The organism is Spiroplasma endosymbiont of Phycita roborella (assembly GCF_964031195.1).
GTDB lineage: Bacteria > Bacillota_I > Bacilli_A > Mycoplasmatales > VBWQ01 > Spiroplasma_E > Spiroplasma_E ixodetis_A.
Genome location: NZ_CAXIQJ010000002.1, coordinates 27,299 through 49,099, shown reverse-complemented (window position 1 = coordinate 49,099; position 21,801 = coordinate 27,299). Strand labels below are relative to the sequence as shown.

Below are 21,801 nucleotides of genomic sequence, written 5' to 3'. Positions count from 1 at the left end.
TAAATATTTAAATTTACCAAATTAATAGTCAAATATGTAGTATACTTTATTTGAAAACTAAATATTGTTTTTAACTCATTACTTTATTTTAAAGTAAATGGGTTTTTTATTTTGAAAGGAGAAAAAAAGAATTTTGAAAGATAAATCATTAATTTCTAATTATTATGATATATTAAATGTATTACCAACAGCATCAGTAGCAGAAATTAAAAAAAAATTCAAACAGACTGCTCTAAAAACTCACCCAGATAAAAATAATAATCCTCAATCAAAACTTAAAATGCAAGAATTGAATGAAGCAAAAAGAATATTAACAGATGAAAACTTAAGAAAAGTTTTTGATCAAAAACTTTTTATTTACTTTTTACAAAATGGTAATAATAAGGAAGTTATTTATTTTCTTACTAATAAAATAAATAATTTAAATATAAATGAAAAAGATAATTCTGGTAATACTCCTTTACATTATGCATGTTTTCATAATTTTTTAGAAACTGCAGATCTATTAATTAAATATGGCGCTAATATAAATGTCAAAAATAATAGAGATAATATTCCTTTACATTATGCTATAATGGGTAATGCTGATTTAAAATTTATTAATTTATTAATTGATAAGGGTGCTAATTTTATTGAAAAAGATAAAATGGGTAATGATAGTTTATCTTTTGCCAAAGATTTTTCAAAAGATAAGAAAATTTCTGAATTTTTTTTAAAAAAAATGAAAAAATTAAAAATAAAACAAAATCAAAAAAATTTATTAAATATAACTAAAAAAATTACCAATATTGAAAGAGAAATTACCAATATTGAAAGAGATATTGCATATTTTGAACAGAAAAAAATAAATTCAGTATTAAATTATATTATTATTATTTTTACTTTTGGTTGTGTTAATAAGAACAAAGATATAAATAAGGATATTTTAATTAAAACTGATCAACTTAAAAATTTATTATTAGAAAAAGAAATTGCTAATAATGAGAAACATGTATTTGAAGAAAAAATCAACCGATTAAGTTTTAATAAAACTAAAAAAATAAATGCAATGGATTTACAAAATCAACCTTCAACAAGTGGATATAAACCATCAAATTCATCATGTATTTAATAAAACAAGTTAAAAAGATTGCAAAAGCAATCTTTTATTTTTAGTTAAAATCAAGAAAAATTGATTGATATTTTTTGGATTTATTATTAAATTAAAATATAATAAATTACTTATTAAATAAAACTTTTAAATCGTACTATTAATATTTTAATAAAATTAAAGTATTAATGTCATAAATAACTAGTTATTTATTGGTATAATAAACAATGTAGGTGAAAATATGGCATTTTTTAAAAATTTAAAGACAAAATTATTTGGTCAAAAGACAACTAAATATGATCAGGGCCTTAAAAAGTCAAGAACATTATTTGCATCTAAAATTAAAGCATTAGCAGCGCGTTATCATCAACTTGATGAACAATATTTTGAAGAATTAACTGAAGTATTAATTTTAGCAGATGTTGGATACAAAATGGCAGAAACTATTACTGATGAAATTCGTCATGAAGCCAAAATCCAAAAATTAACAAAACCAAAAGATATTAATGATATTATTATTGATAAAATGTTTGTTATTTATACTGATGGTCAGTTGGTTTCTACAAGATTAAATTTTAGTAGTAATAATATTTCGTTATTTTTAGTTGTTGGTGTTAATGGTAATGGTAAGACAACATCAGCATCTAAATTAGCAGCTAAATTAAAGACACAAGGTAAAAAACCAATTCTAGTTGCTGCTGATACTTTTCGTGCTGGTGCAGTTGAACAATTACAAATTTGAGCAGAAAGAATTGGCATTCCTTGTTATTTAGGAACACCAAAGCAAGATCCAGCTAGTGTTGTTTATGCTGGAGTTGAAGCAGCTAAATCTGAAGGTTGTGATGTTATTATTGTTGATACGGCAGGAAGATTAGAAAATAAAGTTAATTTGATGCAGGAGTTAAAAAAGATTAATAAAATTATTACTCAGAAATTAGGACATGAAGCTAATGAAACATTGTTAGTAATTGATGGTACAACTGGACAAAACGGTATTAATCAAGCGCAAGAATTTATGAAAATTGTTTCTTTGACTGGCATTATTTTAACAAAAATGGATGGCACTGCTAAAGGTGGTATTATTCTTGCTATTAAGGAAGAATTAGATATTCCTGTTAAATTAATGGGTTTTGGTGAAGGTATTAATGACTTGGAAGAGTTTGATTTAGATAAGTATATTTTTAGTTTAACAAGTGATTTGTTTGTGGAGTATGAAAATGAATAGTTTAGAAAAACAAGTTTTATATTATAGTTTATTTGCTTTTTATAATACATTATTAACAGCAAAACAAAAACAATATTTTACAAATTACTTTATTGAGAATTTATCTTTACAAGAAATTGCTGATTTACAAAAAGTATCACGAACGGCTGTTCATGATAGTCTACAAAAAGTTATTATTTTATTAAATAAATATGAAAGTAAGTTGCATCTTTATGAAAAATATAAACAACGACAAGTAATATATGAAAAATATACGGAAAAGTATAATTTTATTAAAGTTTTACAAGAAATTGATAAAATAGAATAAAGCAGGTGGAAATTAATGAAAATTTTAATAATTGGTGATATTTACAGTATTGTTGGTAGACAAATGGTTAAATATTGAATTCCTAAAATAAAAAAGGAATATGAAAATCAATTTAAGATTGATTTAGTAGTTGCGAATGGTGAAAATACTACGCATGGTAAATCATTATGTAAAAAACACTATGATGAATTAAAAAATGCTGGTATTGATATTATTACTACCGGTAATCATATTTTTGGTCATCCTGATGTTGCTAAGTATATTAATACAACTCCCGATTTATTGCGTCCTTTAAATTATAATCCTTATCATCCAGGTAATGGTACAATTTTAGTTAAAGTTGGTAATAAAAAAGTGCGTGTAACAAACTTAATTGGTCGTAATTTCATGGATAAATCTGATAATCCTTATTTTGCTCTTGAACAACTTATTACGATTGATAAACAAAATAGTGAAGAAAAAAGTGACATTCATATTATTGATTTTCATGCTGAAGCAACAGCGGAAAAGTTATCTTTTGCTTGAAATTTTGATGGTCAAGTTACTTGTGTGGTAGGAACTCATACTCATGTTCAAACAGCAGATAATCGTTTATTACCAAAAGGTACCGCTTTTATTAGTGATGTTGGAATGACAGGTCCGTTTTATTCTATTATTGGTGCTAAAGCTGAAGAAGTTATTATTCGTGATAAAAAAAGTATGCCAGCAAAATTTAGTCCAGCAGATGGTGAAGGTCAATTTTCAGCTGTTTTATTAACTATTAATGATGAAACAAATAAAGCACAAAAAATTGAACGTATTTTTATTCATCCACAAGCACCTAATTTTAAAATTTACGAATAATTACAAATATAGGAAGGGACTAACTTTAACATGATATGAAACAATGCTAATTTTTTTACTGAGCAAAATGGTTTATATTCGATTTTAATTGGGATTAGTATATTAGTAATTTTAATAATTTTAAGAATTTTATTAATGGCAAAAATTAAAGACAATGTTCATGTACAACAAGCTGCTGAAATACGAGAAAAGGTAATTATTTTACGTGATGGTTATGAAGTAAAATTATTTAAGCAAATGGTTGATAAAAGTACAGTCATTATTATTGGTGCTCATGGCTTGCAAGGTCAAAAAGATGATTTTAAATTACTAAGTTCTTTTTGTAAAAAATCACAACTATCTTTGATTACTTATGATCGAAGAGGTAATGGTAAAAATGGACAAGATTGAAAATTTAAATCATTAGGTACTGATATTAATGATTTAAAAGATATAATAAGTGCAGTAAAATCTAAATATCCCAATCAAAAAATTATTGTTTTTGGTGAATCATTAGGCGCAGCTATTGCTAGTCATGCTGTTAAAAATAATTCACAAGTATCAGCATTAATTACTAGTAATTTAGTAACTAAAAAAAATCTTTATCAATTTTCATTAAGTTTTATTATTTGTTTTTGTTTTGCTTTTATTTTTAATTCTAATATTCAAATGCCAATCTATGTTGAAAATCAAGATATTTCTAGTAATAATGCTCATATTACTAATATAAATCAAAGATATAGTAATCGTCAAAATTGATCATTACGTTTTTTACTACAATTTAAAAAAATTAATAAAAAAAGTATAATGGAAATTAGTAATTCAAAACTTCCAACGTTAATCTTGCAAAGCGCTGATGATGTATTTAGTGATTTTCATCAACTTAAAATTAATAAAAAATATTGGAAGAAACATCATAGTTATGTTTTTATTTTTGATGGTAAACATGCTTTAATTAATGAACCTAATATTAAAGATATATTTGATAATGAAATTATGCCATGAATTACAAAAAATATTTTACTTGAGAAAGGTTAAAAAATATGAAATTAATACCTAATATTACCCATCCTCTTTTTACTAGTGAGTCTGTTGCTCCTGGTCATCCTGATAAGATTTGCGATCAAATTGCTGATGCAATTTTGGATGCTTTTTTAAAACAAGATCCACATGCCAAAGTAGCATGTGAGGTTTTTATTACTACAAATTTTGTTTTAATTGGTGGTGAAGTTCATAGTCACGCTCAAGTTGATTATCAAGCAATTGCGCGAAAAGTTATTACTGAAATTGGTTATATAAATGATGAAATTGGATTCAATGGCTTTACTTGTGAAATTAAAGTGTTAATTCATGAACAATCACCTGATATTTTACAAGGTGTTGAATTAAAAAATCATCAAATTGGTGCTGGTGATCAAGGAATAATGTTTGGTTATGCATGTCAGCAAATATCAGAATATATGCCATTAGCAATTGTTTTAGCACATGAATTAATTAAACGAGCTACAAAATTACGAAAGGAAAAAAAATTTAAGTATGCACTTCTTGATATGAAAGCGCAAGTTACTATTGATCAAGAAGACCCTAAAAATTTAAAAATACATACTATTTTAATGAGCATTCAACATCAAGCAAATTATGATGAAAAACAATTTAAAACATTTATTCATACAGAAATTATGCAATATATTGCTAATAAATATCATTTAAATCTTGATTTTAAATATTTAATTAATCCAACCGGTAAATTTGTAATTGGTGGACCTGCTGGTGATACTGGTTTAACAGGAAGAAAATTAATGGTTGATACTTATGGTGGAGCTGCTTGTCATGGTGGGGGAGCTTTTTCAGGAAAAGATCCCACTAAAGTTGATAGAACGGGTGCTTATTATGCTAGGTATATTGCTAAAAATATTGTTGCTGCTAACTTAGCAAAGATTTGTGAAGTACAATTAGCTTATGCAATTGGAACTCCTGAACCAATTGCAATATTTGTTAATACTCATCAAACTATTATTTCCGGTTTAACAGAGGCAAAATTAACAGAAATAATTTATCAAGTCTTTGATTGTTCTGCTAGTGCTATGATTGATAAATTAGAGTTATTGAAACAAAATTATCAACAATTATCAACTTATGGTCATTTTGGTAGAAATGATTTACAATTACCTTGAGAGAAATTAGATAAAGTTAGTTTATTGAAAACTTATTTACCAAAAAAATAAGATGGGGAGAAATATTTTATGTTTTTAGAAGTAATAGCTACATCTTTAAAAGATATAGAAAAAATTAATAATTCTTTAGCTGATCAAGTTGAACTTTGTACTGCTATGGAATTTGGTGGTTATACTCCAAGTTATGAATTGATTGCTGAAGCATGTAAAATTTCATTGAAACCAGTAATGGTTATGGTTAGAAATAATAATAATGGTTTTAATGTTACTGATAATGATTTTAAAATCTTTAAAAGAGATATTGAATTTATTAAAACAACTCATGCATCAGGTATTGTTTGTGGTATTTTAACTAAAGATAATAATATTGATGTTGAAAGAATGAGTGAAATTATTAAATTAGCAAAGCCTTTAAAAATAACTTTTCATCGTGCTTTTGATGAAATTTTTAATAAAAAACAAGCTTTAGAACAATTAGTAAAATTAGGTGTTACTACAGTTTTAACTTCTGGTGGTCAAGATAATATTGTGAATAATATTAATAAATTTAAAGAATTAAAGAAATTAAATTTACCAATAAAAATTTTTGCTGGTGGTGGAGTTAATTTAGAAAATGTTAATGTTTTATTAAAAAACGGTATTAATGATATTCATGTTGGAAAATGTGTGCACGAAGATAATAATTTTAATAATCCTATTAATTATAAATTAATTAATAATATTAAAAATATTGCATAAATAATAAAAAGTTTTATAATAGATAAGTTTAAACATTTAATAAAGGTTACTGTTCTTTTAGTACAAAAAAACAGTAACCTTTATTGATGGTTTATTATTATAATTAGTTGCATTGATTTCATTTTATTAGATTCTAAAGAACATTGTTTTGTTAAAATTTTTTCTACTTTTGTATGTTTTTGTTTTTGTGCTCTTATTAAAGCAGTATTGCCAAATTTTGTTTTATGATTAACGTTAGCGCCGTTTGTTATTAAAAGATTAACTATTTTTATGTGACCTTTTTTGGTAGCTAATAATAAAGGTGTATCATAATTTTTATTTATATAATTAACGTTAGCGCCGTTTGTTATTAAAAGATTAACTATTTCTGTGTGACCTTGTTCAGCAGCTAGTGTTAAAGCAGTATCTTTTGTACTATTTATATGATTGATATCAGTATTATTTTGGATTAAAAATCGAACTATTTCAATGTGACCATAATCAGCAGCAGTTATTAAGGCACCCTCCATATCGAACTTATTGTTATCAGAATCAAATAGTAAAGTTTTAACTGTTTGTAAGTCACCTTCTTCAATAGCTGTTAAAAATTTATTTTTAGGCATTTCTTTATCTTCCTTTTCTAAATTAAAACAAAAAACCTATTTATTTTGAAATAAAGTAAATAGGTTAAAAACTTATATTAAATTTTAATAATATAATATCATATTTTCTTTACTAGTAATAGAAAATTATCATTTTTAATTAAAAAATAATTTTAAAATATATAAAAAAGAAAAGAAATTTTTTAAAAAATTTCTTAATTTACAAGTATTTTTGCATATTAAAGTTATATTGTAAAATATTTGGTTTTCATATATTATTAATTCAAAATCTTTATTGGTTTTTAAATTAACTTATTATTTTTAAGCGAGGTAAAAAATGAAAAACTTAGTAAAATTATTATCGATCTTAACAATGTCAACACCAATATCATTATTAGTTGTTGCTTGTAATAATAACACAACACAAAAAACAGAATTAAAAGATAAAATTACTAAATTAACAACAAATATTACTATAGATGTTAATAAAAGTAATAAAAAATTAGATACATTAATAAATAATACAACAGAAGTTAAAAACTTAAATCCGAGGCTTTTTAATAATCTGTGTATCTTTGTTTTACAAAGTTACTAATTTAGATTAATTCTGTCTTCAAATTTTATCATAAAATGAGCAATTGCTGTATTTCAATTTTGAATAGGCAATGTTCATTTTTTTGTTATATTTTCAATTGCCAAGTAAAATATTTTGAAAACTGCCATATCATTAGGAAAAACTTTTTTATTTCTGATGATTTTTCGTAATTGACTATTAACAGATTACTAAACATTTCCTTAAATCCAAAGTTAGTTAACCCTGTAATTAAATATTTTAGTGATAAAGAAGCTAAAAATGATATAACTACTAAATTAGAAAAAGTTGGTGATTTATATATAGTTATTACTAGCAATAGTAATGATTTGAATTATCAAGGTTCAACAGCACCAATTAAAATAAATATAAAAGAACAATCTGATAAAACTGATTTAAGTACTATTACTCAATTAACTGGTTTAGACATTATTGCTAATCCAAGTAAAAGTTATAAAGAATTAATTAGTAATATAAATAGTTTTGATGAATTTAAGTCAACACCATTAGCTGCTGGTTATCAACTTCAATTTTATAACGAAAATAATCAAGAAATAACAAACAATAAACAAGAACTTGAAAAAGTATCTAAAATAGTTGTCAAAATAAGTAGTAATTCAAATGATCCGAATTATCAAGGTTCAACAATGATTGATATAACTAAGCAAACAATTATTTCAGATAGTGATATGCAAAATTATTTTTCAAAGACAACTTTGCCATTCGCTTCATTAGCACCACCAAGTTCAACTAAAGCAACCATAAATAAACAAGAAGCCGTAACAGATGTTATAAATAAATTAAAAAAATTACAAAAAGATTCAGAATTAGTTATTAAATTATTATTAAAAGGTATTTATAAAGAAAAAATTGATTTTAATAAGCTTAGAAATGAAAATGAAATTTATGATAAAAATAAAGAGCCAGTACCTAATGATTGATTTAAAGATAAAGAAACAGATAAAGAAGCAAATGTATTGATTTTTTATGGTAATACAGAAACTGGTTATTTTTACCCTATAAAAATAAATATAAATTAATTAATTTATTAAAATTTATGATAAATAATAAAAACTCTCTTTTAATTAAAAGAGAGTTTTTATTATTTAAACTTTTTTATTATTTTCCTTTAAATTTTGATGTTTATAAAACATTCTATTTTCAATACTTGCAATACGAGCAGTTGATTCACCAACATTAATATTAACCAACGCTTCATCAATTGCATAGATTTTTGCATCTAAGTTATCTAAATGATGTAAAATTTCAGCTTCTATTGTTTTTGGTAAGACAGGTGAACCATATTCATATTTACCATGACTAGCTAATATTAGATGCTGTAATAAAACTACGATTTCTTCCTCTAAGTTAATATTTAATTCCTTACAAGCAAGTGTAACTTGCATTGCACCTAATGAAATATGACCAATCATTTTACCTGATAGTGTATATGAACTAATAGGATTATTATTTAATTCAACCATTTTTCCATAATCATGCATAATGATTCCTGCATATAATAGTTCACTATTAATATTACGATCATTATAAAGTGCTACTACTTGTTTTGCCATTCTTAGCATTGTTACTGAGTGTCATAATAAACCGCTTTGAACAGCATGATGCATTTTAACTGCTGCTGGTCATTTTTTATAATCATCAATATTTTTTTTATTAAAACATTGGATTAATACTTTTTTTAAAATTGGATTTTTAAATTCCTTTATTGTTTGACTAATTTCAGTTCATGCTTCAATAATATTAATTGGTGCTTGTGTAAGTAATAAATCATAATATTCACTAGGATTAGTAATAATAGTTCAATTATTAATTTTTAGTTGTATTTCATTATTATAATTAATGCTATTTGCTTCAATTTTAATTACTTGTCCTATTGTTAATTGTTCAATAGTTTCTTTGCTTACGTCTCAAATTCTTGCTGAAATTGTCCCAGTTTTATCTTGTAATTGTAAGTTTAAATAATTAGTATTGTTAGAAGCAACACCTTGAATTACTCGATTAATAATTACTACTAAACTTAAAACATTATTAGGTTTAATATCTTTAATTACAGTCATTTTTTAGTTCCTTTCTATCATTTTATATCTTTGATATTTAGATGTTTGATAGCTAATTCTTCATACATTTTTCTCATTTTTAATTGTGCATCATTAATGGTTTTATCAACACAAACAAAATAGAATTTAATTTTTGGCTCAGTTCCACTAGGTCTAACAGCAAATCATGAACCATCACTGAAGTAAAATTTTAGTAAATTTTGCGATGGCATTCCATGTAAACCAGTTTGATAATCTTCAACTTTAATTGTTTTAATATTATTAAGCGTTGGTATTTTACTAGTTCTTAATGTTTCTAACATATTATTAATAGTATTTTGTCCTGTTTTTCCTTTTAAAATAAGATTAACAGTATAACAGTAATAATATCCAAATTTTTGATAAATATTTTCTAAAACATCAACTAATGTTTTTTGTGAATTTTGATAATATCAAGCCGCTTCTGCTGCTACTATTGCTGATTGAATACCATCTTTGTCACGAGTAATATCTTTAATAACATAACCATATGCTTCTTCAAAACCAAAAACAAAGTTAATGTTACGTGCTTTTTCTTTTAGCATTTCTGCACCAATTCATTTAAAGCCAGTTAACGTTTTAATGACTTGACATCCGTATGATTTAGCAATCATATCAGATAAATTGGAAGTAACAAATGTATTGTACATAACGGGATTTTTTGGCATTGTTTTATTAAGTTGATAATGGCTTAATAAATATTCTAATAAAATTGGTGCTGTTTCATTACCTGTTAATAATACATAATCATTATTATGTTTTACAGAAATACCAATGCGATCAGCATCAGGATCATTTAAAATAATTAATGGTGCATCATGTTTTTTAGCGTGTTTAATTGCTAAATCAAATGTTGGTTTTACTTCGGGATTGGGCGACACCACACCTTTAAAATCAGGATCATAGTTAGCTTGCTCTGTTACTAAAATAATTTCATAACCGCATTGTTCTAAAATTGGTTTAACTCATTCACGACTAGTACCGTGTAGATTAGAAAATACAATTTTAAAGTTACGATTTTTAACTTGTGGATAAAACTGTAAATTTTTAATATCATCACGATAATTATCTTCTACTGTTGAAGGCACTTCTTTAATTAGGTTAGTATCATAATCGAATGTTAATTGAAAATCATCAGGCAATTGTTCCATTTTATTGCTAATTATATTGGTAACATTAGGAAGAAATTGACAGCCATATTGATCATAAATTTTATAACCATTATATTCAGGAGGATTATGACTGGCCGTAATAACAATTCCAGCAAGAGCATTAACTTTTCTAATACTATATGAAAGTACTGGTGTTGGTCTTAAATCATTATTTTTAAATAAAAAAATAGGAATTTTATGTTTGGCTAAAGTTTTTGCTGTTAACATTGTAAATTCTGCTGAAAAGTGACGATTATCATGAGCAATAATAACACCACGAAGTAAGTCTTTTTCAGAAAAAGCAGATTTTAAATATTGAATAAATGCGACAGTTGCTTTCATAATAATAATTTCATTAATTCTGCCGGTACCAACTCCAGTAATACCACGCATGCCAGCTGTACCAAATTCTAAAGTTGTAGTAAAAGCATCTTCAATTTCACTTTTAGACATTGTAGTTAATTGTTTTTTTAAGTGTTGTGGTAAGTTTTGCTTTTTTCAAATCTCATATGTTTTTAGTACATTCATTATTATTTCTCCTTTATAATAAAAAAATAAGTTTATAGGTAAATCATACTATAAAATAAGAAGAAAATAAATTTTAGTAGTTAATCTAAACATAAACTTTTAATTAAATAATAAAAAATAAAATTATTAAAAATTTCAATTTCAATCTTTAATAATTTTATTTTATTTTTATATTGATTGTGAATTAGTTTTATTTAGAATTGTTATTGGTTGTTTGTCGTTTTTAATAGAATTTATTGCTTTAATGTTTATTTTTTTATTTGGTTCTGAAGTTTTAATTACTTTATATAATGGTACTTGTTTGTTATCTTTATTAAGATACTGATCACTAGTAATAGTACCAACAAGCTTTTCATTATTATTTAGTAATATTTCAGCAAGAGATGTTGTTATTGGTAATTGTGGTTTAATTTTTCTTGAATTTGTTGTTGTTTTTTCTTTAAAAACTTGTTTTTCTTTTTCTGTTATAAGATTTTCTGTTTTTTTACTATATAGCACTTCTAAATATCTCCTTTTTTAAATTAAAAACCTATTTACTTTAAAATAAAAGTAAATAGGTAAAAACTTATATTAATTTTAGAAAAATTATATCATAGTATCTATATTTAATATAGATATTTTTCATTTATTCTTGTATTAGATAACTATTGTTTAATTAGAAATAGTTATTTCCTTAGAAGTTTTATAATTTAATTATTTATAAAAAATACATGTATAGGAAATTAAATATTAATACTTATATAAGTGTTAATTATAATTTTCATCAAAAGTATTATTTTTTATGTTATTATATATTCATAATTTAATAACTATTCAGTCCTAATATAGATATATTTCTATGTTAGGATTTTTATTAAATTAAAGTTTTAAAGAAAAGGAAAAAAAAGATTAAAAGAAATTCCTAAAGATAAAACTAAAACAAATTAATTAAAGTAGCAGTAAGCAATAGAACAGTTCTTGCTTATGTTTGAGACGCCAGATTAGTCAATAAGAAACATTGTGAGGTTGAGTTACAAATTATGAAACAAATGATTATTTTTGTTTCTATTGTTACACCTGACTATGTAGAGATGAAAAACTTAGTTAAAAAATGACAAAAACAAGTGAGTGATTTAATAAATAAAACTGAAGTTCCAATCAGTGAATATAAAAAATTTTGTTTTAAAAACAATTTCAGGACAATTATAAATAAAGATTGCAAATGCAATCTTTATTTATCTCTTTATATTAATTTTAAGTTATTAATTTTTTTTATTGATTTTACTTGGAATTTCTTGTAAATGAGTTACAATTGTATTAAAGTTTTAAAGGAACTTTGGAACAAAATATTTTGGTTTTTTTATAGACCTCGTTTAAATTTTTGTATTTAAATTAGGTTTTTTGTTTTATTATATCGTTTAAAGGAGTGAGAAATATGAAATCACAATTTTATAGAGATGGAATAATTTATTATGCAATGAATTTAGAAAAGTGAGCAAATGTTGAAAATAAAACTTATTTTATAAAATATCATGATGTGATTTTAAAATTAACTGATATCATTAATTGTTATGATTTAAAAAATATTTCTGAAGTAAAAGTTTATAAGTTCTTAGCAGATGCTTTTAATAGTCGAATTTTAAAAGAAGTAGGGGATAACTAATGAAAATTAATTTAGAAGAATGCACAAATAATAAAATAAAATATTTAGAATCATTACCAGAAAGAACTAATGGAATGTCTTTAGTTATGTATCCAGTAAATTCATGAGCAGAAATAGTTAATAAATGTGCTTGCAGTAATTCTAGTGATGAAGAAACAGCAGTAGTACTACAAACTAAAAAAGGTCCTAAAATATAAACCATTATAAAAAAATAAAAGGCGTATTAATTACGGCTTTTATTTTTTTATAATGGAGCGGGTGATGGGAATCGAACCCACGTCTTCAGCTTGGAAGGCTGTAATAATACCATTATACGACACCCGCAGTTATGTTAACCACCATGTATTTATATCATATTACTAAAATTAAAGTCAACTACTTTTGATAAACAAGTTAAAAAAAATTATTTTTTAATCTTTTTTTTCAATATGTTTATTTTTTTTCTTTTTAAATAAAAGAAGTTTTTCTTTAAAGAAAAAAGAAAAAAATACAAAAATAATTGAAGCTATAGCAAAAAAATGAGCAATTAATCATATAATTCAGAATTTATTAATATTTAAACTGAAAAGAAAAGTTGAACACAATATTGTGATAATTAGTGACAATGTTAAAAATACTAATAAAATTTCTTTTTTATTAGTAACTCATATTGGCATAATAAAAATAAATAGAATTATACTAGTAATTGGTCAAATCATAATTTGAATTGAAGTATTCATAATTTTGGCAACAAATGAGTTTTGAGATTTAGGAAAAAAATTATTAGTCATAAACATTAGTTAAACTAAAAATAAAAATAAAGAAGCAATTGTTAAAGTTATTTTGCTAATTAATAAAATTTGTTTTAATTTATTTTTTTCCATTTCACTCACCATTTAATAATAAGTTTTATAATCTGGCATCAAAATGCCAGATTACAAAAAAACCTAATTATAATACTTTATCATAAGTATACTAAAATATTTTAAAAAATATTATTCTTTGTTATTTTCTTTTCTTTTTTGTTTTTTATGACTTTTAAAATCCATTATGACAAAGAAAATAAAAAGACCAATAATACTTACTAAAGAAATTACCATTAAAATAATTGCTCCAACATCCATGTTTTTTAACCTCTTTCAGTTTTTGTTTTTATTTTAAATAATTTATTAAAACCATTATGAATATTTTTATGATAAGTTAAGATAAAAGTTAAAAGTAAAACTAATCCAACACCAAGTGTTAGACCAACTGTACCATAGACAAAATTAGCATTGATAATATTAATAATAAAATCATAGATACCAGTAGCAATATTAATTAAAATTAAAATTGGTGCGATAATTAAAATTACTATTTTATATCCTTTTGTTCATTTCATTCATGAATTTTCATTATTATATAATTTTAATGTATCATATAATTTTCAGCCATATGGACTAATACCAATTAATAAAATAAACCCAATTATTAGTAATCAAATTTGTGCTACTCAGATTGCTAGCCCATTAAACAGCGCTGGTGAATTACTAAAGGTAAATAATACTGATACTGCCATTGCTCCTAATAATGATATTGCTAATGCTTGTTTGCGCTTTAAATGAATTTCATATTCTAGACCATTTACCATTGATTCAACTTGACCAATTAGTGAGGACATACCCGCAAAGAAAAGTGTAACAAAAAATAATATTGCTAAAATATTTCCTAAAATAGGAACTTGATTATTAATAATAGCAAATAATTGTGGTATTACTTGGAAAATCAAAGCAGGACCTGCTTGAAATACATCTTTAATATCAGTTTTACCTTGATTTTGAGCAATTGCACCTATTGAATTAAAAACAATAATTGTTGTTAATATACCAATAACGCTAGTACCAAAGGCTACTACAAAAGCTTGATTAGTACTATCTTGTTTTTCGGGAGCATGAGCTGCATAAATATAAATGGTTCCTGTACATGTTGATAACATAAAGAATGATTGACCAAAAGCATCTTTTCATAATCCAAGATTTAATAATTCTTTAGCATCTAAATCAAACATTACATTTAATCCAAGTTTAGCACCCGATAATGTACTAGTATAAATTGCTAAAATAATAATCATTAAAAATAAAAATGGAATCATAATTTTATTGGCTTTTTCAATTCCTTTTTCAACACCACCTAATAGAATGATACCCAAAATAATTCATACACCAATTGTTGCAAGTAAAATCATTCAATTTAAGTTACCTAGGCTATTTAAATTGCTAATATCTTGATCATTTGTTTGTTGTAAAATATTATGATAAAAATAAGAACCTTTATTTAAATTAGAAGTAAAACTAATAATAATATTAATTAAAGTTCATCCTACTAAAACACTATAATAAGTACTTAGTAAAATAACGGTTGTTGAATGCAATCAAGAGAAAAAAGCACCTTTTTTACCTCCAACCTCACTAAAAAATTCAATATGATTTTTGCGATATTTATTACCAATTGTCATTTCAATAAATAAAACTGGTATTGCACAAATTACCATACATATTAAAAAAGGGATTAGAAAAGCACCATGATGGTTATACATTTGAGTTGGAAATCCTCAAATACCACCTAATCCTACTGCCGAACCCATTACTGAAAGTAAGAATCCTAATTTTGAGATATTTAAGCGTTGTTTTTTCATATTAATAAATGACCTCCTTTATAACAGTTAATTATACAAAAAAAATATTTTATTAAAACCAATTTCAGTAAATAAAATTTTGCGATGTTATTTATTAATAATGTGTATTGAAAAATATATAGAAAATCAAAATTTTATTTTATTAAATAAAATGATATTATTAAAAATAAATAATAAGAAAAAAACAAGGGTTTTGAGTAAATTTTAAAAAAGATTAATAAAAAATAAAACTTTTCCTTATATAAGGAAATAATAAAAATTTATTTTTTAGTGTTATTAATTTAATTATTTAAGTTTTTAAAATTATTTTTCATAATTTTAATATTAATGATTATATTACTTTCATTTATTTAATATAGGGTTATAATACAAGAAGTAATAAATAAAGACTAGAGTTTAGCTCATATTTAAGGATTGTAATTCTTAATATGGGTGTTTTTATATTAATTTTATTACTTTAAATTATTTTTTAGAAAGGATGAAAAATATGCATTCATCACCAGCAAGAAGTTATTCTTCTACAGAACAATTATTACCAAATGATTTAATATCAACTAATAATAGAAATAGGGTAGCACCTACTATAAGAGATGTATTACTTACTATTGGTAATTCAATGGTAACTGGGGGTAACTATTTATTATATCAAGATGGAGTATTATCACTAGTACCAGCATTATGTTTTATGGTGGAAGGCGCAGTTAATTCAAAAATTTCGTTAACTAATTTAATATTAAGATATCGAAATATTAATAATGTAAGGATTAATAATTTATTAACAGGAGTAAGTTTTGCAACAGCACCATTATTACCACTAGCAGTAGCTTGACTTAACTGACCAACACCCAATCCAGATACATTACCTGTTACATATGCTTTTATTACAGCAGCAGCAGCTTCAAGTTTAAATCACATAGTGACAATCAGTAAAAAAATATCAGAATGTTGTGCACCTAATAATGAAGAAAATGTAATAAATCAACAACGTAATATATGACAAAAAATAGGTAATACAGCAGCAAGTTTATTAGCACCAATAACTATTGCTAGTGCAATTACTGGTGTTAGTCTTTTTGCATATCATGAATTAAGTAATCCAAATAATAATGATGATGATCAACCATTTTATAAAAAAAGATCAATTGCTTTTTGAGAAACAATAGCTGGTCTTGCAACAGTTGGTACTGGTTTATTAATAAATACTGGAATGGAATTATATGAAAATTGATGTGCGGATGTTAATAATTTTGATGAAGAAGATACTTATGAAAATGTTTCTAGCAGTACATCTTCGCCATCATCATCAAGTTCTGAAGATAGTGATGATAATACTTCATTATTAAATAAATCTTTTAATCCAGAAAAAATTAATAATGGAGAGGAAACACAATCAGTCATGTCAACTTCTCATGTTGTTGAAATACTTGATCCTAAACCACTTAATATAGCAACATTAAATTCTGAAGAACGTTTGCCTATTAAACAACCATCTTCAGAACGTCGATTATCAGTTTAATAATATTTAATGTTATAAAAATAAAAAGGTATTCTTAAAAGAATACCTTTTTATACTAATAATTTAATATTAGTGGTGCCCAGAGCGGGACTCGAACCCGTATGATTTCTCGGTAGATTTTGAGTCTACTGCGTCTGCCATTTCGCCATCTGGGCAAAATATAGTTTACTTATTTATAAAAAATGAGGAATACTTCCTCGTCATTAATAAATATATAAAATGGTGCCCAGAGCGAGACTCGAACTCGCACAACCTGTAAAAGTCATCGGATCTTAAGCCCGACGTGTCTGCCATTTCACCACCTGGGCATCAAATGGTGTCCCCGGCAAGGATCGAACTTGCGACACCTCGGTTAAAAGCCGAGTGCTCTACCGCTGAGCTACGAGGACAAATTAATAAAATATATGGCTGAGGTGGTTGGATTTGAACCAACGCATGACGGCGTCAAAGGCCGTTGCCTTACCGCTTGGCTACACCCCAATAAGTAATATGGTGGAGGGGGAGGGAGTCGAACCCCCGAACTCGAAGAGATCTGGTTTACAGCCAGGTGCAGTTGGCCACTTTGCTACCCCTCCATAAATAATAATGGTGCTGATGACAGGAATCGAACCTGCAACCTACGGTTTACAAAACCGTTGCTCTGCCGGATTGAGCCACATCAGCAGGTAAATGGTGGAGTATGACGGACTTGAACCGCCGACCTATTGCTTGTAAGGCAATTGCTCTCCCAGCTGAGCTAATACTCCTTATTTTTTGTTTTATTAGAATTATTTATTCTTAAAAAACCTTAATCATTATAATAGATATTTTTCACATTTACAATTATTTTTTAAAGATAATGTAAAATTATTTTATTTTTAATTATTTTTTAAAAGAAAACTTAAGAGAAAAAACCAAAAAAAGTAATTTTATGTTAAATATTACTATTTTATACCTATTTTCAGTTTTTATATATTTTAAATATAATATTTTTTTAGAGTTTGCTACAATTTTTTTGAGCCATATTTATATTAAAAGAAAGGGAAAATTTATGCAAAAAATTTGAAAAAAATTATCAAAGTTAGATAAAATTAGTTTTTACGTATTTATAACTATGTTAATAGTAATGATTTTAGGATTAATTTTAATTGGAACAGTATCTTGAACAGTTAAACCTCTAGGAGCTAAAGTGGCCGAAAGTCATGATGGGTTTTGAATTTTAAGAAATTCTCATCCTTGAACTATTGGAGATTTTATTAAGGGTAGTATAACTAATTTTGGTGTTACTATGTCATTAACTGATTATTTTGATAAATTAAAAATTGCAGTTGCTGCATTAGGTGGAACTGCAACTTTAACAGGTACAGCAGCACAGTTACAAATAGGATTAATCTTATCGGTTATTGCTACTCCAATCTTATTGTTTACAAGTATTATTATTTTTGGATACAGTTGTTATTTAAAAGTAGTAAAAAAGTAAAAATAGCAATTTATTAATTTTAAAAAATTCTTATTTTTCACATTAAAGTAAGAATTTTTTTATTTATTTTATAGTAGTAATATAACAATGATATAATTAAAAAAAATAGGTGATAATAATGATAACTAAAAATTGATGAAAAAAATTACCTCTTGATGAAAAAATAATTACTATTTTATTTTTTTCTGGTTTTATATTTTTATTATTAGGGTTAATTATGTTATTAAGTATTAAAATAGATATTTTTAATGGATTTAATTTTATTTATATAAATGGTGTAATTGATAGTTTAACCTATCAAAGTAGTCAAGGAATAACAGTAGATATTTTCTTTTTAAAAGTAGGAATTATTTTTACTATTTTCTTAATGCCAATTTGTTCTGGCTGTAGTATAATTTGATTTATTATTAAACGATTAATTTTTAAAAAATAGAGGTGAATAATGAAAAATAATGATTCATTTATTGAAATGATAAATAAAACTTTGGATAAAACAGTTAATTTAGATTTTAAAACTTTAAAAGGTCATAATATTATATTTATTGTTGATATGGTTAATGGCTTTGCTAAAAAAGGAAATTTATTTTCACCTAATATTAATTCAATTATTAAACCAATTAAAAATTTATTAGCAAAAGTAAATACTAATGAAACCAAAGTTATTGCTTTTAATGATGCTCATAATGAACATAGTCCCGAATTCCATACTTTTCCTAGTCATTGTTTGGAAAATACTATTGAATCAGAGTTAGTAGAAGAATTAAAATTTGACAATATTAAGATTATTAAAAAAAATAGTACTAATGGTTTTTTTGCTTTTGATTTTAAGCCAAATTTACAATGGGATAACATTATTATTGTTGGTTGTTGTACTGATATTTGTATTTATCAATTTGCTATTAGTTGTAAAACTTGATTTAATCAGCACAATAAAGAAGTAAATGTTATTGTTCCAATGACAATGACAAATACTTATGATCAACCAGAGCATCCAGCTCATATTTTAAATCAATATGCATGATATTCAATGCTTAAAAATGGCATTACTATTGTTAAGGATGTTATTTAATTAAAGTAGAGTTTTAAATAAAATAAATTTATATAAATAATAAATTTTATCCATATTATTTAATAATTTTTATATTTAGAATAGAAATTATGATAAAATAATAAAATAATTTAATAAATGTTTATACCTAATATAGAAATTAATCTATATTAGGTTTTATTAAATTAAAATATTAGAAAAGGAAGATTAAAAGATGGCTAGTAAAGTAATCCAATCAAAAAGTGAGTATCAAGAACTTGAAAATCAACAATTAATAATAAATATTTTTGAAAAATTTGAATTTAATTTAAATTTTATAAATATGAGTTATGAAGATTTATTAATATTAAATATAAAATTATTAAATAATGAATTTAATGATGTTTATCAAGAGATTATTAAAAATAATGAAATAAATGAAAAATTATCTTTCATTTTTATTGAATGTATTAATCAAGGTTTTTCTGAAGAAAAAGCACAATATTCTATTCAAGAACAAATAACTAAGCATATAGTAGAAAGTTTTTTAATTAAAGAACAAGAACAAAAAATGGTAAATGAAATAAATCAATTTGATTTTATAAATGCACCATCAACTAGTACTGGTATATATCATTTACCATCATTTAAAATACAACTTAACTTATAATTACATTTATTTAGATTATTATTTGCAAAAAAATGTCATAATATAATATTGTAAATTAATAAGTGAAAAACAACTAAGTAAATTATATAAAAACCATTCTTTTCAGAATGGTTTTTATATAACTATATTTTAATGTTTTATTAAATTTATTATTAGGAAATTATTTTTTACCTAATAATGTAAACATTTTCTTTTTGTATACTTCAACACCAGGTTGGTTAAATGGGTCAACACCTAATAATTTTGCACTAACAGCACAAGCCTTCATAAAGAAATAACTAGCATAACCAAACATTTTGCTATCCATTGTATCCCATTCTAATAAAATATTTGGAGTTTTTCCTACTATTTCATCACTATGAGCTTCAATAGTTCCTTGTAAGGCAATATTATTAATTTCATGTAAAGAATGTTTTGTTAAATAGTTTAATTGATCATTGTTTTCTTTATCAAGTGGAATTTTGATATCTTCATTAGGTTTTTTGATTTTTATTACTGTTTCAAAAAACATTTTTGAACCTTCTTGAATAAATTGGCCCATTGAATGTAAATCAGTTGAAAAAACAACACTAGCTGGTAATAATCCTTTGCCATCCTTACCTTCTGATTCACCAAATAATTGTTTTCATCATTCACATAACATTTGCATTTGTAATTCATAGCTTACTAAAATTTCAACTGCTTTATTATTAGTTTTATGTAAATGATAGCGAGAAACTGCATATAAATAAGCATTATTAACATCAATTTTATCACTTTTACATTCTTTTGCTGCTAATTGTGCACTAGCAATAATTTCTTCACAGTTAATTCCTGCTACCATCATCGGAAAAATACCAACAGGAGTTAAAACAGAGTATCTACCACCGATATTATCGGGGATAACAAAGCTTTCATATCCTTCTTCTTTTGCCAAATCATGGAGTACTCCTCTTGTTTTATCAGTAGTAGCGATAATTCTGTTATTAACAATATTCTTATTTTTCTTTTGTTTAATTAATAGTTCTTTTAACAAACGAAAGGCAATTGCTGGTTCAGTAGTAGTTCCTGATTTAGAAATAACATTAATGGCAAATTCTTTATCTTTTAAATATGATAAAACTTGGTGAACATAAGTTGAACTCATAGTATTACCCATATAAATTACTTTAACAGGAGCAGTATTATTAAATAAACCTTGCACCATATCAATTCCTGCTCTAGCACCTAAATATGATCCACCAATACCAATTACTACTAAAACTTGTATTTCTTTTTGTAGTTTCAATGCTAGAGTTTTCATTCGCTTTCAAGACTCTTGAAAAGTAATGTCTTTTTGGTATGCAAATGGAAAATCAATTCATCCTAATCAACCATCTTCATTTTTAGCATTACTTTCCAGTTCGGCGTTAATCGCCGTTACTTTTTCTTGATATAAAGTTGATAATTCTTTCATATCTAAATTAGTAAACTTTAAATTAGTTTTTATCACTATTCTATAACCTCCTTATAGTATTTAAAATTAAAATATTAATTCGTAATAATACTATT

The 21,801-nt window shown here is 24.6% G+C and carries 23 protein-coding genes, 8 tRNA genes and 1 pseudogene; 16 read left to right on the top strand and 16 right to left on the bottom strand.

The features are described 5' to 3' along the window. The first annotated feature begins 133 nt into the window (after positions 1-133). The 7 genes from AAHM95_RS00730 to AAHM95_RS00700 all read left to right on the top strand — a co-directional run bounded on the left by AAHM95_RS00730 (position 134) and on the right by AAHM95_RS00700 (position 6,356). Complete coding sequence (locus AAHM95_RS00730; protein ID WP_342273819.1) at positions 134-1,111, top strand: DnaJ domain-containing protein; 978 nt, start codon at positions 134-136, stop codon at positions 1,109-1,111. Between the two features lie 220 nt (positions 1,112-1,331). Next, the gene (gene ftsY, locus AAHM95_RS00725; protein WP_338976012.1) at positions 1,332-2,315 is read left to right on the top strand and encodes a signal recognition particle-docking protein FtsY; all 984 of its coding nucleotides are present in this window, start codon (positions 1,332-1,334) and stop codon (positions 2,313-2,315) included. Continuing rightward, entirely contained in the window at positions 2,308-2,622 is a 315-nt protein-coding gene (gene ylxM, locus AAHM95_RS00720; RefSeq protein WP_174481096.1) for a YlxM family DNA-binding protein, read from the top strand. The genes ftsY and ylxM overlap by 8 nt, the downstream gene beginning before the upstream one ends. 15 nt (positions 2,623-2,637) lie before the next feature. Then, positions 2,638-3,465 carry a TIGR00282 family metallophosphoesterase gene (locus tag AAHM95_RS00715; RefSeq protein ID WP_342273818.1) on the top strand — a complete coding sequence of 276 codons (828 nt, stop codon included), beginning with the start codon at positions 2,638-2,640 and terminating at the stop codon, positions 3,463-3,465. A 135-nt stretch (positions 3,466-3,600) separates the two neighbouring features. Beyond that, the gene (locus tag AAHM95_RS00710) at positions 3,601-4,482 is read left to right on the top strand and encodes an alpha/beta fold hydrolase (protein WP_342273425.1); all 882 of its coding nucleotides are present in this window, start codon (positions 3,601-3,603) and stop codon (positions 4,480-4,482) included. A gap of 11 nt (positions 4,483-4,493) precedes the next feature. After that, positions 4,494-5,669, top strand: coding sequence for a methionine adenosyltransferase (gene metK, locus AAHM95_RS00705; protein WP_425289618.1), 1,176 nt, complete (start codon positions 4,494-4,496; stop codon positions 5,667-5,669). A gap of 18 nt (positions 5,670-5,687) precedes the next feature. Beyond that, the gene (locus tag AAHM95_RS00700; protein WP_342273816.1) at positions 5,688-6,356 is read left to right on the top strand and encodes a copper homeostasis protein CutC; all 669 of its coding nucleotides are present in this window, start codon (positions 5,688-5,690) and stop codon (positions 6,354-6,356) included. 80 nt (positions 6,357-6,436) lie between these two features. On the opposite strand, the gene AAHM95_RS00695 is transcribed toward AAHM95_RS00700, so the two are convergent. After that, positions 6,437-6,958: an ankyrin repeat domain-containing protein gene (locus tag AAHM95_RS00695; RefSeq protein WP_342273815.1), complete on the bottom strand. Its 522-nt coding sequence runs from the start codon at positions 6,956-6,958 to the stop codon at positions 6,437-6,439. A 316-nt stretch (positions 6,959-7,274) separates the two neighbouring features. Between AAHM95_RS00695 and AAHM95_RS00690 the strand changes: the two genes are divergently transcribed. Further along, positions 7,275-7,532: a hypothetical protein gene (locus AAHM95_RS00690; protein ID WP_342273814.1), complete on the top strand. Its 258-nt coding sequence runs from the start codon at positions 7,275-7,277 to the stop codon at positions 7,530-7,532. On the opposite strand, the pseudogene AAHM95_RS00685 reads toward AAHM95_RS00690, so the two are convergent. Beyond that, positions 7,529-7,717, bottom strand: a pseudogene (locus AAHM95_RS00685) (IS256 family transposase); the annotation flags it as partial. The gene AAHM95_RS00690 and the pseudogene AAHM95_RS00685 sit on opposite strands and share 4 nt — an antisense overlap. Here AAHM95_RS00685 and AAHM95_RS00680 point away from each other — a divergent pair. After that, complete coding sequence (locus AAHM95_RS00680) at positions 7,703-8,569, top strand: hypothetical protein (protein ID WP_342273813.1); 867 nt, start codon at positions 7,703-7,705, stop codon at positions 8,567-8,569. The pseudogene AAHM95_RS00685 and the gene AAHM95_RS00680 overlap by 15 nt on opposite strands. Positions 8,570-8,635: 66 nt before the next feature. On the opposite strand, the gene AAHM95_RS00675 is transcribed toward AAHM95_RS00680, so the two are convergent. From AAHM95_RS00675 to AAHM95_RS00665, 3 genes are all read right to left on the bottom strand, one after another. Beyond that, positions 8,636-9,607, bottom strand: coding sequence for a 3'-5' exoribonuclease YhaM family protein (locus AAHM95_RS00675; protein WP_338978790.1), 972 nt, complete (start codon positions 9,605-9,607; stop codon positions 8,636-8,638). A 14-nt stretch (positions 9,608-9,621) separates the two neighbouring features. Continuing rightward, positions 9,622-11,304: a phospho-sugar mutase gene (locus AAHM95_RS00670; protein WP_342273812.1), complete on the bottom strand. Its 1,683-nt coding sequence runs from the start codon at positions 11,302-11,304 to the stop codon at positions 9,622-9,624. Between the two features lie 168 nt (positions 11,305-11,472). Next, positions 11,473-11,802: a hypothetical protein gene (locus AAHM95_RS00665; RefSeq protein ID WP_338962042.1), complete on the bottom strand. Its 330-nt coding sequence runs from the start codon at positions 11,800-11,802 to the stop codon at positions 11,473-11,475. A 916-nt stretch (positions 11,803-12,718) separates the two neighbouring features. Here AAHM95_RS00665 and AAHM95_RS00660 point away from each other — a divergent pair. Together AAHM95_RS00660 and AAHM95_RS00655 are read left to right on the top strand one after the other, a co-directional pair. Then, on the top strand, positions 12,719-12,946 hold the full coding sequence (locus tag AAHM95_RS00660; protein ID WP_174481002.1) for a hypothetical protein: 228 nt from the start codon (positions 12,719-12,721) through the stop codon (positions 12,944-12,946). Continuing rightward, a complete protein-coding gene (locus tag AAHM95_RS00655; RefSeq protein ID WP_281749520.1) occupies positions 12,946-13,143 on the top strand; it encodes a hypothetical protein in 198 nt (65 codons plus the stop codon). Before AAHM95_RS00660 ends, AAHM95_RS00655 begins: the two co-directional genes overlap by 1 nt. A 53-nt stretch (positions 13,144-13,196) precedes the next feature. Here AAHM95_RS00655 and AAHM95_RS00650 read toward each other — a convergent pair. The 3 genes from AAHM95_RS00650 to AAHM95_RS00640 all read right to left on the bottom strand — a co-directional run bounded on the left by AAHM95_RS00650 (position 13,197) and on the right by AAHM95_RS00640 (position 15,599). Further along, positions 13,197-13,270, bottom strand: a tRNA-Gly gene (locus tag AAHM95_RS00650). Positions 13,271-13,920: 650 nt separating this feature from the next. Beyond that, the gene (locus tag AAHM95_RS00645) at positions 13,921-14,049 is read right to left on the bottom strand and encodes a hypothetical protein (protein ID WP_281749467.1); all 129 of its coding nucleotides are present in this window, start codon (positions 14,047-14,049) and stop codon (positions 13,921-13,923) included. 5 nt (positions 14,050-14,054) lie between these two features. Beyond that, positions 14,055-15,599 carry a sodium-dependent transporter gene (locus AAHM95_RS00640; RefSeq protein WP_342273811.1) on the bottom strand — a complete coding sequence of 515 codons (1,545 nt, stop codon included), beginning with the start codon at positions 15,597-15,599 and terminating at the stop codon, positions 14,055-14,057. Between the two features lie 487 nt (positions 15,600-16,086). Between AAHM95_RS00640 and AAHM95_RS00635 the strand changes: the two genes are divergently transcribed. Then, entirely contained in the window at positions 16,087-17,115 is a 1,029-nt protein-coding gene (locus AAHM95_RS00635) for a hypothetical protein (RefSeq protein WP_342273810.1), read from the top strand. Between the two features lie 73 nt (positions 17,116-17,188). On the opposite strand, the gene AAHM95_RS00630 is transcribed toward AAHM95_RS00635, so the two are convergent. From AAHM95_RS00630 to AAHM95_RS00600, 7 genes are all read right to left on the bottom strand, one after another. Then, positions 17,189-17,270: transfer RNA gene (locus tag AAHM95_RS00630), tRNA-Leu, on the bottom strand. A gap of 65 nt (positions 17,271-17,335) precedes the next feature. Further along, positions 17,336-17,423, bottom strand: a tRNA-Leu gene (locus tag AAHM95_RS00625). A 6-nt stretch (positions 17,424-17,429) separates the two neighbouring features. Continuing rightward, positions 17,430-17,504 (bottom strand) — tRNA-Lys (locus AAHM95_RS00620). Between the two features lie 16 nt (positions 17,505-17,520). Next, a tRNA-Gln gene (locus AAHM95_RS00615) sits at positions 17,521-17,595 on the bottom strand. Between the two features lie 10 nt (positions 17,596-17,605). Next, positions 17,606-17,690, bottom strand: a tRNA-Tyr gene (locus tag AAHM95_RS00610). Between the two features lie 11 nt (positions 17,691-17,701). Further along, positions 17,702-17,778, bottom strand: a tRNA-Thr gene (locus AAHM95_RS00605). A 7-nt stretch (positions 17,779-17,785) separates the two neighbouring features. Beyond that, a tRNA-Val gene (locus AAHM95_RS00600) sits at positions 17,786-17,861 on the bottom strand. A 284-nt stretch (positions 17,862-18,145) separates the two neighbouring features. Here AAHM95_RS00600 and AAHM95_RS00595 point away from each other — a divergent pair. The 4 genes from AAHM95_RS00595 to AAHM95_RS00580 all read left to right on the top strand — a co-directional run bounded on the left by AAHM95_RS00595 (position 18,146) and on the right by AAHM95_RS00580 (position 20,271). Beyond that, positions 18,146-18,574 carry a hypothetical protein gene (locus AAHM95_RS00595; protein WP_338976000.1) on the top strand — a complete coding sequence of 143 codons (429 nt, stop codon included), beginning with the start codon at positions 18,146-18,148 and terminating at the stop codon, positions 18,572-18,574. A 118-nt stretch (positions 18,575-18,692) separates the two neighbouring features. After that, a complete protein-coding gene (locus tag AAHM95_RS00590; RefSeq protein ID WP_281748332.1) occupies positions 18,693-19,007 on the top strand; it encodes a hypothetical protein in 315 nt (104 codons plus the stop codon). A gap of 9 nt (positions 19,008-19,016) precedes the next feature. Next, complete coding sequence (locus AAHM95_RS00585) at positions 19,017-19,643, top strand: cysteine hydrolase family protein (protein ID WP_338962067.1); 627 nt, start codon at positions 19,017-19,019, stop codon at positions 19,641-19,643. A gap of 193 nt (positions 19,644-19,836) precedes the next feature. Continuing rightward, positions 19,837-20,271 carry a hypothetical protein gene (locus AAHM95_RS00580; RefSeq protein WP_342273809.1) on the top strand — a complete coding sequence of 145 codons (435 nt, stop codon included), beginning with the start codon at positions 19,837-19,839 and terminating at the stop codon, positions 20,269-20,271. 160 nt (positions 20,272-20,431) lie between these two features. Here AAHM95_RS00580 and AAHM95_RS00575 read toward each other — a convergent pair whose 3' ends face one another. Continuing rightward, positions 20,432-21,742, bottom strand: coding sequence for a glucose-6-phosphate isomerase (locus AAHM95_RS00575; RefSeq protein ID WP_338975999.1), 1,311 nt, complete (start codon positions 21,740-21,742; stop codon positions 20,432-20,434). Between the last annotated feature and the right edge of the window lie 59 nt (positions 21,743-21,801).